At 61.0% G+C, this 13477-nt stretch carries 10 protein-coding genes; 5 read left to right on the forward strand and 5 right to left on the reverse strand.

What is annotated here, in order from left to right:
* Positions 1–3 precede the first annotated feature (3 nt).
* The 4 genes from NG895_RS05970 to NG895_RS05985 all read left to right on the forward strand — a co-directional run bounded on the left by NG895_RS05970 (position 4) and on the right by NG895_RS05985 (position 3056).
* A complete protein-coding gene (locus NG895_RS05970; RefSeq protein ID WP_252851555.1) occupies positions 4–642 on the forward strand; it encodes a trimeric intracellular cation channel family protein in 639 nt (212 codons plus the stop codon).
* A 312-nt stretch (positions 643–954) separates the two neighbouring features.
* Positions 955–1368, forward strand: coding sequence for a TadE/TadG family type IV pilus assembly protein (locus tag NG895_RS05975; RefSeq protein ID WP_252851556.1), 414 nt, complete (start codon positions 955–957; stop codon positions 1366–1368).
* Between the two features lie 46 nt (positions 1369–1414).
* On the forward strand, positions 1415–2584 hold the full coding sequence (locus NG895_RS05980; RefSeq protein WP_252851557.1) for a vWA domain-containing protein: 1170 nt from the start codon (positions 1415–1417) through the stop codon (positions 2582–2584).
* A 58-nt stretch (positions 2585–2642) separates the two neighbouring features.
* Complete coding sequence (locus tag NG895_RS05985) at positions 2643–3056, forward strand: TadE/TadG family type IV pilus assembly protein (RefSeq protein ID WP_252851558.1); 414 nt, start codon at positions 2643–2645, stop codon at positions 3054–3056.
* A gap of 11 nt (positions 3057–3067) precedes the next feature.
* Here NG895_RS05985 and NG895_RS05990 read toward each other — a convergent pair whose 3' ends face one another.
* The 4 genes from NG895_RS05990 to NG895_RS06010 all read right to left on the reverse strand — a co-directional run bounded on the left by NG895_RS05990 (position 3068) and on the right by NG895_RS06010 (position 10311).
* On the reverse strand, positions 3068–4021 hold the full coding sequence (locus NG895_RS05990; RefSeq protein WP_261360686.1) for a DUF1559 domain-containing protein: 954 nt from the start codon (positions 4019–4021) through the stop codon (positions 3068–3070).
* Between the two features lie 248 nt (positions 4022–4269).
* Entirely contained in the window at positions 4270–5652 is a 1383-nt protein-coding gene (gene lpdA / locus NG895_RS06000) for a dihydrolipoyl dehydrogenase (RefSeq protein ID WP_252851559.1), read from the reverse strand.
* A gap of 134 nt (positions 5653–5786) precedes the next feature.
* On the reverse strand, positions 5787–7184 hold the full coding sequence (odhB, locus tag NG895_RS06005) for a 2-oxoglutarate dehydrogenase complex dihydrolipoyllysine-residue succinyltransferase (RefSeq protein WP_252851560.1): 1398 nt from the start codon (positions 7182–7184) through the stop codon (positions 5787–5789).
* 217 nt (positions 7185–7401) lie between these two features.
* Positions 7402–10311, reverse strand: a complete 2910-nt coding sequence (locus tag NG895_RS06010) for a 2-oxoglutarate dehydrogenase E1 component (RefSeq protein ID WP_252851561.1) — start codon at positions 10309–10311, stop codon at positions 7402–7404.
* A 240-nt stretch (positions 10312–10551) separates the two neighbouring features.
* Between NG895_RS06010 and NG895_RS06015 the strand changes: the two genes are divergently transcribed.
* Positions 10552–11721: a leucine-rich repeat domain-containing protein gene (locus NG895_RS06015; protein WP_252851562.1), complete on the forward strand. Its 1170-nt coding sequence runs from the start codon at positions 10552–10554 to the stop codon at positions 11719–11721.
* A 195-nt stretch (positions 11722–11916) separates the two neighbouring features.
* On the opposite strand, the gene NG895_RS06020 is transcribed toward NG895_RS06015, so the two are convergent.
* Positions 11917–13308 carry a sugar porter family MFS transporter gene (locus NG895_RS06020; protein WP_252851563.1) on the reverse strand — a complete coding sequence of 464 codons (1392 nt, stop codon included), beginning with the start codon at positions 13306–13308 and terminating at the stop codon, positions 11917–11919.
* Positions 13309–13477: the final 169 nt, after the last annotated feature.

Genomic DNA, 13477 nt, shown 5'->3' on the forward strand with positions numbered 1-13477 from the left:
TACATGCTTCAAGTCATCGAACTACTGGCCGTGATCTGCAGCGCGATCTACGGCGTGCTCTTGGCGCGGCAACACAAGATGGACTTCGTGGGTGTCTTCAGCTTGGCGTTCATCGTGGCATTTGGCGGCGGCACGCTTCGCGACTTGTTCCTCGATCGCCACCCGCTGTTCTGGATACGCGCGAGTCACTACCCCGTGATCGTGTTCGGTATGGCGGTCGCTGCGTTCTTCATTCTGAAGGTGCCCAAAAACTCGGGACGCTTGCTCGATCTGGCAGACGCCTTGGGGCTGGGATTCTTCAGCATCGCCGGAGCGGATGCTGCACTCGACGAGGGCACCTCGTGGTTCATTGCTGCGATGTTGGGGGCGGTTACCGGCACCTTCGGTGGTGTGATTGGCGACACGATCTGCAACCGCATTCCGAGCCTGTTCCGACCATCGACACCGCTCTACGCCACGTGCTCGTTTGTTGGCTCGTGGATTTTTATCTTGCTAAGCCAAGTTCCTGCCGCGAAGGAACTCGCAGCGCCGGTGGCCATCGCGATGATTATCCTGTTTCGCTTGCTGGCGCTGCACCGCGGGTGGAAGCTGCCGGCGTTATCGGCCGAATCTGAAGAGGTGGCCGCAGAACACGTAGAGTGACACGCGGGTTGCGCCTGGGTGGGTAGGCTTGCCCAGCGAGTGGTGGCTCGGTGCGCGGCAGGGCCTCCAGCATGCTGCGGAGAGGTCACTTCCCCCCAGTTGGTGGTCGTCCCCCGTAGTATTCACGGACGTATTGTTGGTAATGTTTTCTCACTATCAAAATGTGCCGTCCTCATCCGGATTCATGTAGTATCTTTTTAGTAGGCACACGGCATGGAAGTGTCGGTGGCACCTGGTGGTCACCGGAGCCTGTCACTTATCACCAAGCGGACTACGTGTCCGCACTTTGCTTCCTCAAGCCGAAAGCCTCCCATGCTCGCCGCCAAGCCTCGCGGCAGGATGCCCTCGGTACGCAAGGCTGTCGCAGCCACGGAACTCGCCATCTGTCTGCCTCTTGTCGCGATGCTGTTGCTCGCTTCGATCGAGGCCTGTGGCATGATCTACCTGAGCCACAGTCTGGCGATCGCCAGCTATGAAGGGGCGCGGGTGGCCATCAACTACGATTCGACCACCGCAGAGGTGAACACCAAGTGCAGCGAGATGATCACGGCCCGCCGCGTAGCGGACGGCGACGTCGACATCTCGCCGCCGGATGTGAAGTCGGTGCCCCGCGGGCAGGCGATCACCGTGACTGTGTCGGCCCCCTGCGATTCCAATGCTCTCGTTCCACCATGGTTTTTTGGCGGCAGGACGTTGTCGTCCAGCACCGTGATGGTCAAGGAATAGTGATCCCTTTCCCCGATTGCAATTCTCCAAACGTGAGGACCCAGCCATGCGCGCTTCTCTGATGCATCGATTGCCCCGAGTTGGCAGCCCGAGGCCGCACGATCGAAGAGGCGTAATGGTGGTGCTGGTTTGTTTCTTGATGATTGCGCTGCTGGCGTGCGTTGCGTTTTCCGTGGACGTGGCCTACCTGCAACTCACTCGCACCAAACTGCGCGCCGCCACCGATGCCGCGGCCCGAGCTGCTGGCGAAGCGTTGTCGCGCGAGCAGAACCTCGATGCATCGCGCCAGGCCGCCATCGACATCGCCCAATCAAACCTCGTAGCAGGCGATCCGCTGCTGCTCGACGTAGAACAGGATATTGTTTTCGGGCGTTCCACGCAGCAACGTGGTGGCGCCTGGTCATTCGAGCCCGCGGGCGAGCCGATCAACGCAGTCCGAGTACTCGGTCGCCGCACCCGCGATGCTCCGTCGGGCAGCGTGCCGACGATGTTCGGCCGGGTGTTCAACGTGATGGACTTTCAGCCACTGAGCACGGCGACCGTCGTTCGACTCGATCGCGATATCTGTATCGTGGTCGATCGGTCGAGTTCGATGAAGCTGTTTCTCAATGACAATGCTCCCACCATGTCGACCTCCGATCCGCGGTTTTGCCGGCCGCCGGACATGAGTCAGAGCCGTTGGCGGGCTTTGACGCGGGCCTTCGATCGTTTTGTCGCGGCGCTGCATACCACACCGCAGGATGAGTACTTGTCGCTGGCTTCTTATTCCAGCAGTGGCACATGGTGCGGCAATTCGAACAACGTGGCGGATATCAATCAGCAACTCAGCGCTGACTATGGCGACGCCGAGTCGGCGATGACGACTTTGTCGGGTACCAAGTTCAATGGCGCAACCAACATCGGCGAGGGAATTCGGTCCGGTATCGATGCGCTGACAAACCCCTCGACGTCGCGACCGTTTGCCGCCAAGACCATGGTGCTGATGACCGATGGCAACTACACGCAAGGCAATCGACCGCGCGATGTTGCTCCGGAAGCGTTGCGGCACGACATCGTCATTCACGCGGTGACCTTTGGGGACGGGGCCGATCAGAACGAGATGCGGGCCGTGGCGGCCGCCACCGGAGGCAACTTCTACCACGCCCCCGACGCCCAGACGCTGCAAGACGTATTTGAAGAAATCGCTCTGACGCTACCGGTAATGTTCACCGAGTAACGAGTGGCAAGTGTGCAGTTCCAGATACCCACGCCCCACACGAAAAGGCGGTCCACCGATGAGAGGACTGATTCGAAACTGCCGTGGTACGACCACCGTAGAGTTTGCGCTGTGCGCGCCGATTCTGTTTCTCTTCACCTTCACGTCATTCGAGTATTCCCGTGTTAACTCCCTGCGACAGACCGCGGAAAACGCCGTGTACGAAGGCTGTCGTCGAGGTATCGTGCCGGGGGCGACGGTCGAGGACGTGCAGGCGTCCACTCAATTGGTGCTCGACTCGGTGTTCACGCAGAATCCCACGATCACGGTGACCCCTTCGGTTATCACTGAGGATACTTCGGAGGTCACCGTGGATGTGACGATCCCGCTAGACGCCAATTCGTGGGTGGCACCCAACTTCTTTCGCGGCCGTCAGGTTACCAGTTCGTTGACGCTCGCCCGCGAGCGCGGGCTTAACAGCAGCGTCGACTGACGGACGGGGCGTTACTGTAAACTAATGACCTCACCATCGCCGATGGCGGATAGCCGCGCCAGCGTGACCAGATCGGTGTCGTTTTGCAGTGGATCGACGTGGCCATCGAGAAACGCAAACAACGTGACGCCGGGATGGGGGCCGCCGAACGACTCGCGCGGCTTTTGGCCCTCTTCGGGTTTGGCCTCTTGGCCTTCGGCCCGCAGTCCGTGAGGCGGCACGGCCAGAATCGTGTCGGGATTATCGGCCGCAAAGAAGGCGGTGTCCCCCTGCCAGTAGTGCACACCCACGGCAGGTTCTTCGTCGGTGACTTCCGGGATGTGACGCTCGCCAATGGCCAAGGTGTTGGACAACCCATCGATGACGCGGCGAAACTTGATCTTCGAGTACGTATAGATGGGCCCTGAGATCTCGGCCACGATCCGCTCGGTAGCTGGTCGCGAGTCGGTGCTGGTGACTGCCATGCCAATCAACTGTCGATGCCCGGCATTCGCGGCATAGTCACCCAGCGCTCCAGCGGCTGGCATCTGGGTGGGTTGATCGTCGTTGTCAAAATCTCGATCCGCCTCGGGACGGCGACGGCTAGGGCAGACAAACGTGTCTACCGGGGTTCGCATGGCCGCGGCGTTCAAATCGCTATCCATTCGCTCGCCTTTGACCAGCGAATCGAACATCTGCTGCTGCTCCATCATCGGCAGCAACTGAAACGCCCACGATTGACCGAACTGCCGTGTTTCGTTGCGACCCGACGGTAGTACGCCCTTCTGATCGTGATGCATCTGCAACGCCAAACCAATCTGCTTGGTTTGGTTCGTGCACTGCGTACGCCGAGCCGATTCCCGCGCCGCTTGCACGGCGGGCAACAACAGGGCAACTAAAATTCCAATGATGGCGATTACCACCAACAACTCAACCAGCGTGAAACCACGCGACTTGGCATGCATGCCTTGCATAGCGCACCTCATGGCTATAGGGGAGGGGGGAGCCGTGGGCGGACGCCCACAGCGGCGGGACCGCTGATCATAAGCGATTTGCTGCTGAGATGCAAAAAATATTGCGCAGCGAGAGGAATTAATAGCCTTCGCGATATGAATATCCGCGAGTAGGCCACAACGATGCGCAAAATCGTCTTACCCAAGTTCCCAACAATAGCTACCGGTGGGAGTGCCAGTTGCTTTCGGGCGCGGCGCAAGGTGCTGCGTTCGTGCAGCGATTAAGAGTGAATCGCCCCGGTCGTGACCGCCATGCACGCTTCCTTTAGCACTTCGGAGAGTGTGGGGTGGGCGTGGCACGCGCGGGCGACGTCTTCGCTGCTGGCGCCAAAGGTCATGGCCGTGGCGGCTTCGGCGATCAGGTCGCCTGCTCGCGGGCCGATGATGTGTACGCCGAGCAGGCGGTCGGTCTTGGCGTCGGCCAGCACCTTCACGAAGCCATCGGTCTGGTTGAGGGCTTTCGCGCGGCCGTTGGCGAAGAACGTGAACTTGCCCTTGCTGTACTCGACGCCCTCGTCGGTGAGTTGTTCTTCGGTCTTGCCGACGAAGGCGATTTCGGGGTGCGTGTAAGCGACGCTGGGGATCGCGTTGTAGTCGACATGGCTGTGCCCCGTGGCGATTTGTTCGACGCAGGCAATGCCTTCCTCCTCGGCCTTATGGGCGAGCATCGGGCCTTCGATCACATCGCCGATGGCGTAGATGCCGTCGGCCGAGGTCTTGAAGTCGGCCGAAACCGGAATACGGCCCCGCTTGTCGAGCTCGATGCCTACCGATTCGAGCCCCAGCCCGTCGGTCATTGGCACGCGTCCCGTGCACAAGAGCACCTTGTTGCATTCGATGGGGTCCTGGCCATCGATCTCGACGCGGGCGTGCTTTTTCTTGCTCGTTGCGCCGGTCACGCGGCAGCCCAGGTGGAACTCGAGCCCCTGTTTCTTGAAGAGCTTGAGGGCGGCGCTGGCCACCTCGTTGTCGGTGCCGGGCATGATGCGATCGAGGTACTCGAGCACCGTGACCCGCGAGCCCAGCCGTCGCCATACCGAGCCGAGTTCCAGGCCGATCACGCCGCCGCCGATCACCACCAGGTGTTCGGGCACCTTGCTGTAGCTGAGGGCTTCGGTACTGGTGCCGATTCGCTCGCCATCGGGTTCGACGCCAGGGAGCCTGGCGACCTTGCTGCCGGTGGCGATGAGGATATGCGGCGCGGAGATGGTTTGCTCACCCTCGGCCGAGGCCACCACCACCTGCCCGGGACCAGCCAATCGCCCGCGTCCCTGGTAGTGAGCGATCTTGTTCTTCTTAAACAGCCCCGCGACGCCCTTGGTTAAACCGTCGACGACGCGCGTCTTGCGCTGCATCATTGCGTCGAGATCGAGCGACATCTTGTCGACGATAATGCCATGCTTGTCGAAGCTGTGCTGGGCTTCTTCGTAGAGCTCGCTCGACTCCAACAGCGCCTTACTAGGAATACATCCGACCCGCAGGCAAGTGCCGCCGAGGGCCGCTTCCTTCTCGATGCATCCGACGTTCATACCGAGCTGCGCGGCGCGAATGGCCGCTACATATCCGCCGGGGCCGGCGCCAATAACAATCAGGTCGTGTTGCATGGGAGCTTGGTGATTCTGTTAGTCGGTGAGCAAGTGCGCAGGTGGTGCAGAAAACCTACTCACCTGGTCACGTACTCACCTTGATCCATGTTGGCGGTTGGCCATTCGTGGCCCGGATTGCACCGGTCCGGCACCTAAATCTCGATCAAGATCCGGGCGGGCTCTTCGATGGCTTCCTTGATTTCCCGCAAGAAGGTGACCGCTTCGCGGCCGTCGACAATGCGGTGATCGTACGTCAGGGCGAGGTACATCATCGGCCGAATGACCACTTCGCCATTGATGGCGACTGGCCGTTCCTGGATGCTGTGCATGCCGAGCACGCCACTTTGCGGCGGGTTGACGATGGGGGTCGAGAGCAGCGAGCCGTACACGCCACCGTTGCTGATGGTGAACGTGCCACCCATCATCTCGTCGATCTTCAGGTCGCCGCTGCGGGCGCGGACACCGTAGTCGGCGATGGTGTTTTCGATTTCGGCGAAGCCCATGCGGTCGGTGTCGCGAAGGATCGGAACCACCAGGCCTTTCTCGGTGCCGATGGCGATGCCGATGTCGAAGTAATTCTTGTACACCAGTTCGTCGCCGTCGATGCTGGCATTCAGCTCGGGGCAGTTCTTCAGCGCTTCGACCACGGCCTTGACGAAGAAAGCCATGAAGCCGAGCTTCACACCGTGCTTCTTCTGGAAGGCCTCGCCGTGCTCCTTACGAAGCTCTTTGACAGCCGTCAAATCGGCTTCGTTGAAGGTGGTCAGCAGGGCGGCGTTGTGTTGGGCTTCGACCAACCGCGAGGCGATGCGGCGGCGGAGCGGCGACATCGGCTTACGCTCTTCACGCTCGCTTGTGCTGCGATTCGCAGCAGCAGGGGGAGCTGCCGGAGCGGGCGCGGAGGGCCGCTGTGGGGCAGGGGCCGCAGCGTGCGGTGGATCCGACACGTGACGCAATACGTCTTCTTTCAGCAGCCGGCCGCCAGGGCCGGTCGCTTCGACATCGGTCGCGGAGATGTCATGCTCGCCCAGCAGTCGTGCTGCGGAGGGCATCACGCGCGGGGCTGTCTCCACCAAGTCGGGATCGTTGGCACCGGGCTGGTCGCGATGACTCAAGTGATTCGGCGAACGCTCGCGATTGAACTCGGGCTTGGTGGGCGGTTCGGGTGCCGGCGGCTGCGGTGCCTCGGCTTGGGGCGCGGGGGCAGAGGGCTGAGGCGCGGGAGCTGCCGGAGTGGGCTCGGGCGAGCTGGCCGCTGCGGCTGGAGCCGAGGAGCCACCACTGCTTTTTCCGCTGGGATCGATGTAAGCGATCACCTCACCCACTTCGGCCGACGCACCAGGGCCCTTGATAATCTTGGCCAACGTGCCGGCCGTCGGCGACGGGGCTTCGAACGTGGCCTTCTCCGACTCGAGCTCGACGAGTTCCTCGTCGCGCTCCACCGGATCACCTTCCTTCTTGTGCCATTGGCCAATGACGACCTCGGAGATCGACTCGCCGACTTCCGGAACTCGCAGTTCCTCCATTTCGACGCCAGCAGTATTAGACATAGTGGATGTGGGGGGAATTGGATGTGTCTTCGGTTGATTCAAATAGCGGGCAAAGTCCGCGCTTGTTATGGCGCAAGTTAGCAGGTGCATAGATGAGTAGGCGGGACATCACGCATTGAATGTTCTGCCACCTACTCACTTACTCACCTGGCTACCTACTCACCAGTTGTTCGTTTACACGCCGGTATACGGGGAGCCGTTGGGAGCCGAACTTCCTCTACTCCTCGCCCAAGGCTTCGGCAATCAGCTTATTCTGCTCCCACACGTGCGCCGAGCGGCTACCCGTGGCGGGGCTCGCCGAGGCGGGGCGGGTGACGCAAGTCATCGGCAACCGGCCTAGCAGGTTGTCGCCGTAATGGCACCGCAGGAACCGCCAGGCACCCATGTTTTCAGGCTCTTCCTGTACCCAGATCACCTGTGCACCGTCCGGGGCGGTGGCCAGCGCCTTCTCCAATGCTTTCGTCGGCAAGGGATAAAGCTGCTCAACACGCAGAATGGCGACGTCCTTCTCTAATTCGAGCTCTTCGCGACGCTGACAAAGCTCATAATAGACTTTGCCAGTACAGAGCAAAATCCGTTCGGCCTTGCTCAAGTCGGGAATCTTCGGATCGGAGATCACCCGCTCGAACTGCCCGCTGGCCAAATCGTCCATCGACGAGACGCAGTCTTTCTGCCGCAGCAGGCTCTTGGGGGTCATCACCACCAGCGGCTTTCGCCAGTGACGCAGCATCTGGCGGCGGAGCAAGTGGAAGACCTGGGCCGGGGTCGTGGGGTAGACCACCTGCATGTTGTCTTCGGCAGCAAGCAGCAGGAATCGTTCGAGTCGGGCGCTGGAGTGCTCGGGGCCCTGGCCCTCGAAGCCGTGTGGCAACATTAGCACCAGGCCACTGAGCCGGCGCCACTTGTCCTCGGCACTGGCGATAAACTGGTCGATCACCACCTGGGCCGCGTTGGCGAAGTCGCCGAATTGGGCTTCCCACATGACCAGGGCATCGGGCGAGTCGAGGCTGTAACCGTACTCAAACGCCAGCACGCCGGCTTCCGACAGGGGGCTGTTGAAGATCTCGACCACGGCCTGGTCTTCCGACAGGTGGTTGAGCGGCATGAACGTGGCGCCGTTCTTCACGTCGTGCAGCACCGCGTGGCGGTGGCTGAAGGTGCCGCGCTCCACGTCCTGACCGGTGAGGCGTACCGGATAACCCTGCGTCGCCAGCGACGCAAAGGCCAGCGATTCGGCGGCCGCCCAATCAAGTGGCACCGAGCCATGGGCCATCTCCAACCGGCGGTCCATGCCACGCTTGATCTTGGGGTGAACGGTGAACCCTTCGGGCACGTAAGTCTGGGCTTCGAGCAGTTGCGACAGCCGAGTGCGGTCGATGCCGGTGTCGATGTCCGGTGCTTCGCTCTCTTTGCCGCCGCGGTAACCCTTCCACACCTTATTCAGCATGTCCTGCTGGGGCACGAAGTGTTCGCTGCGGGCCGAAGCCAACTCGCGCTCCAGGTGGGCCTGCCGCTCTTCGGCAATTTGCTCGGCTTCCTGACGGCTGACGCCGCCCAGTTCCAGCAAGTGGTCGAGGTAGCCTTTGCGAACGCTCTTGCGTTGCTCGATGGCCTGATACAGCAGCGGCTGCGTGAACGACGGTTCGTCGCCTTCGTTGTGGCCACGCAAGCGGTAGCAGTACATGTCGATCACGATGTCCCGCTGGAACTTGTAGCGGAAGTCCATCGCCAGCCGCAGCACCTGGGCGACCGCTTCGGGGTGCTCGCCGTTAACGTGAAAGATCGGAATCTGCAGCAGCTTGGCCACGTCGGTGCAGTAGACGCTGCTGCGTCCTTCCTGCGGCGTGGTGGTGAAGCCGATTTGGTTGTTCACGATCAGGTGAATCGTGCCACCCACGGTGTAGGCGGGCAGTTCGCTCATGTTGAGCGTTTCCTGCACGACCCCTTCGCCGGCAAATGCGGCGTCGCCGTGGATGGTAAGCGTCAGGCCCTTCCGCCGCTCGCGGTCGCCCGTGCGGTCCTGCTTGGCCCGCATGCGGCCCATCGCCACGGTGTTCACGAACTCCAGATGGCTGGGATTGAAGCAAAGCGACAGGTGCACGTCGCGGCCGTTCGCCGTGCGGCGATTGCTCGAGTAGCCCAAGTGGTACTTCACGTCGCCGCGGCCGATGTGCTGTTCGCTGTCGACGTCTTCGAACTCGCGGAAGATCTGGCGGGGATCCTTGCCGATGACGTTGGCCAGCACGTTCAGGCGGCCGCGGTGGGCCATAGCCAGGACGATTTCCTCCACGCCATCCGAGCCAGCATCTTCCACCGCCATGTCGAGCAGCGGAATCAGGCTCTCGGCTCCCTCGAGCGAAAAGCTCTTGGCGCCGAGGAACTTCTTTTGGATGAATTCTTCGAAGATCACCGCGTCGGTCAGTTTGCGGAGGATGCGGAGCTGTTCGTCGCGGCGGAGGTGGATGCGGTTTTCGTTCGACTCCATCCGGTCCTGCAGCCACTGCCGCACCGACAAGTCGTCGATGTGCATGAACTGGGCCCCGATGAACCGACAGTAGGTGTTGCGCAACCAGCCGACGATCTCGCGAAGCGTTCGCTCCTGGGGGCCGTAAGAGGTGCGGGTGGAGAACACCCGGTCGTAATCGGCTTCGGTAAACCCGTAGTAGGCGGGGTCGAGCTCGGGCGGTTGGGGGCGGGGCTGCTTTAGCGGGTCGAGCCGGGCGATGATGTGCCCGCGAACGCGGTGATTGCGGATCAGTTGGTCGACACGCTCTTGCAGGGCGACCAGTTGCACGTCGCCGCGAGCCGGGCGACCTTCGCCACCAACGCGGGGCGGCGACTTCGATTGAAAGGGTTGAGGCGGGGCTTCCAGGGGCTCAGCAGCCGTTTCCGGCGGGGGAGAAGCGGCTGTCTGAGGCCGCGGGGGCGCATTGGCCGGCGGCGGGGGCGGAGTGGCTGCGGGCGGCTCGGCCGAGCCATTCTGAGAACCATTTACTGCCACGTTATCCGTGGCCGCTCGCCAACCGTTTTCCTGAAAAAACTGCCGCCACTCAGGCGACACATTTTCGGCGTTGGACAAATAGTCGGAATAAATTTGTTCGATGTAGTTCAGGCTCTGACTATTCATCGGTCATGGCGCGTGCGCCAACTCGTTCACTGCCAATAACTTAGCAAAACAGGGCGAAACCGCCCTCTCGCCGCCCAATACATCATTATGCGCCTCGCGGTAGGGGTTAGGCAATCGCGGGCGGAACGTTTTAGGCGGACTTTCCCGGGAAAGTACCGGCATAACCTAGAGCGGATTTGTGCGGATTGCCAAAAACAAATGCCCGCGCTGCCGCACACCTCTATTTAGTAAGCTAGGAACATGATCGCCCGCCGACCAACCCGCTGGCTCCGCCGCCTGACCCGCTTCCGTCTGCGGACACTGCTGGTGGTGATGCTGGTCTTCTCGCTAGTGTGTGGGTACCTGGGCAAGCACGTGTGGCGGAAGAGTATCGAACGGCCGGTGGTGGAGCGTGTGATCGCGGCGGGCGGAGACGTCAATTACGACTATCAGTGGGATCCGGAGCTGCAGGAGTACCACACCTCAATTGAACCACCCGGCCCGTGGTTGATCCGGTGGGTGCTGGGGTACGATATCTTTGCCAGTGTCGAGAGTATTTGGATACCCGACGATGGAGGCACGGATGATGAAGTTCGCGCTATGGTCAAGTTACCCGGGCTCAAGAACCTGAGTTTGGGGGGGACTGGGATCACCGATTCCAGCGTCGGCTCATTTCTGAAGATGGAAAGACTCCGAGGGCTGGGATTGTGGGGAACGTCGATCACTCCTGAGGCACTAGCTCGTCTATCCAACCTTCCGCAGTTGGAGGAGCTTTCGCTAATGGGTCAGGACGCAAGTGGCTCGCATGTATTGAAGGTTAAGGATTTCAAGCACCTCACAAGTCTCCAGGTGTTCTCCTCGGACGCCACCGACGAACAGGTCAAAGCACTTGGTGGTTTGGAGCAACTTGTACGTCTCGACTTGATTCGGTGTCCTAATGTATCTGATTCAGGCCTTGCCGTACTTGTCGAGTTGAAGAACCTTCAGTGGCTGCATTTATGGGAGACAGGAGCCACGGGAAAGTCGTTGGCAGAGATAGGCAAACTAGAGGAACTCGTAGTGTTAATCCTTCATGTTGCACCGATCACCGATTCAGACTTTTCAAGCCTTTCGTCGTTGAGGAAATTGAACAGTCTCGACCTGACTGGTGCCAGCCTAACAAACGCCTCCGTTCCAACGCTGCTCAAGTTCGACCAACTCGAAGTCTTGAAGATCGACAAGACGAAGATCATCGACGACGGACTCCAGCAACTCACCCAGCTCAAGAACCTGGGCTACCTGGAAATCTCACTTAGTGATGGAATTTCGTTGGACGGGGCTCGCAAGTTCCAGAAGTTGCGGCCCGATTGTGAGATGCACTGCACCGAGTGGCTTCCCGACGGTACCGGCGTGGAGATTGATTTGGATACAGGAGAGCGGGAGACGCGCTGAGCTTACCCAGGGTAGCGCTTAAGCTCGTGGAACTCGCTTGCACGCAACCCTGGGCTACGATGTTGAATCCCCTTCGGGGAAATGCTTGACGCAAAGTCCAATGGTTCGCGTCCGTTCGTGGACGATAGCTTCTGCGCGACCAGCGGTCGCAGCTTTGTGCTCGCTGCTCGCACTGTTGCCTCCTAAACGACCCACTCACTCGATCCCCAGCTGCTCCTGAATCTTTTCCAGCGGTACGCCCTTGGTTTCGGGCATGGCAGTCAGCACCCAGATGAGCTGCCCCACCATGCACACCGCGTAGAAGGCGAATACGGCGCCGCCCGTTTGTTCGGCGATCAGGGGGAACGTCTGGCTAATCGCGGCGGCGAAGATCCAGTGCGTGAAGCTGCCGAAGGCTTGGCCGCGGCCGCGGACGCGGTTGGGGAAGATCTCGCCGATGAACACCCAGATCACCGCGCCTTGCCCCACGGCGTGCGCGGCGATGTACACGAGCAGGCTCACCAGCACCACCTGGCTGCCGCCGGCGGTGAATCCGCCATCGTCCATCCGCTGCGTGTAAAACGCCCAGGCCGTGGCGCTCAGGGTCGCGATGTAGCCAAACGATCCGACGATCAGCAGTTTGCGGCGACCCACCCGGTCGATGAGCATCATGCCGACGATCGTAAACACCAGGTTCACCACGCCCAGCCCGACCGAGTTCAGCAGGCTGGCGCTGCCTTCGTAACCGGCCGACTCGAAGATGCGTTTCGAGTAGTACAGGATGGCGTTGATACCGCTCAATTGGTTGAAGGCCGCGATGGCGAAGGCCAGCAGGATCGGCTTCATGTACTTGGCCTGGAAGAACGGCTCGGTGAGGTTATGGTGCTCCAGGTCGATCGACTTCTGGATCTCGGCCAGTTCGTTGTCGACGGTGCCTTCGGTGGGGTCGATGCCCACCCGCTCGAGCACACTGCGTGCTTCGTCGTCGCGGCCTTGGGCCACCAGCCAGCGTGGGCTGCGAGGCGTGCCGAACAACAGCAGGAAGTAGGCGGCCGCTGGCAGGCACTCCACGGCGAACATCCACCGCCACTCGGTTGCGCCGAAGTCCATGCCGGCAATCAGCAAGTTCGAAAGGTACGCCAGCAGAATGCCCAGCACAATGTTCAACTGCGTGACCGCCACCAATCGGCCCCGCAGCGAGGCGGGAGAGATTTCGGCAATGTACATGGGGCTGACCACCGATGCCCCGCCGACGCCCAATCCGCCGATGAAGCGGAAGATGACCAGCGAGTACCAGTCCCACGCCAGCGCGCTGCCCAGGGCGGAGACGAAAAACAACAGCGCCAGATAAAACATCACGCCGCGGCGGCCGAGTCGATCGGACGGTTTGGCAACCAACACCGATCCAACCACGGTACCAATCAGCGCGCTGGCCATCAGGAAGCCGTGCCAGAACTTGCCCCACCAGGGCGACAGATCGGCCACGGGCGAGAACAACTGCTCAAGTTGTTGCTCGCCGCCCGAGATCACGACGGTGTCGAAACCAAACAGGAGTCCCCCGAGCGCCGCAACAATGGCACTGGTGGCAAGCGTTCGACTGAGTTGCATGTTGTTATCTCCAGCGAGGTCGGAATGCCTCGCGCTGATGAGTAGGGCCCGCCATGACGTGAATAGAGGGACTTCATTGCTGGTTGTAGCGCGTGGAGCCCGGTGCGATTGTAGTGGAGGCCTGCCTGGGAATAAACATGGACCTCTCCGTGATTGCAGAGGGCAAGCG

It is taken from the genome of Aeoliella straminimaris (assembly GCF_024054565.1).
GTDB lineage: Bacteria > Planctomycetota > Planctomycetia > Pirellulales > Lacipirellulaceae > Aeoliella > Aeoliella straminimaris.

What these genes read in the sequence shown, in the direction of transcription:
- NG895_RS05970 (WP_252851555.1), top strand. Translation starts at nt 4, where the DNA reads ATGCTTCAAGTCATCGAACTACTGGCCGTGATCTGCAGCGCGATCTAC.
- NG895_RS05975 (WP_252851556.1), top strand. Translation starts at nt 955, where the DNA reads ATGCTCGCCGCCAAGCCTCGCGGCAGGATGCCCTCGGTACGCAAGGCT.
- NG895_RS05980 (WP_252851557.1), top strand. Translation starts at nt 1,415, where the DNA reads ATGCGCGCTTCTCTGATGCATCGATTGCCCCGAGTTGGCAGCCCGAGG.
- NG895_RS05985 (WP_252851558.1), top strand. Translation starts at nt 2,643, where the DNA reads ATGAGAGGACTGATTCGAAACTGCCGTGGTACGACCACCGTAGAGTTT.
- NG895_RS05990 (WP_261360686.1), bottom strand. Translation starts at nt 4,021, where the DNA reads ATGAGGTGCGCTATGCAAGGCATGCATGCCAAGTCGCGTGGTTTCACG.
- lpdA (WP_252851559.1), bottom strand. Translation starts at nt 5,652, where the DNA reads ATGCAACACGACCTGATTGTTATTGGCGCCGGCCCCGGCGGATATGTA.
- odhB (WP_252851560.1), bottom strand. Translation starts at nt 7,184, where the DNA reads ATGTCTAATACTGCTGGCGTCGAAATGGAGGAACTGCGAGTTCCGGAA.
- NG895_RS06010 (WP_252851561.1), bottom strand. Translation starts at nt 10,311, where the DNA reads ATGAATAGTCAGAGCCTGAACTACATCGAACAAATTTATTCCGACTAT.
- NG895_RS06015 (WP_252851562.1), top strand. Translation starts at nt 10,552, where the DNA reads ATGATCGCCCGCCGACCAACCCGCTGGCTCCGCCGCCTGACCCGCTTC.
- NG895_RS06020 (WP_252851563.1), bottom strand. Translation starts at nt 13,308, where the DNA reads ATGCAACTCAGTCGAACGCTTGCCACCAGTGCCATTGTTGCGGCGCTC.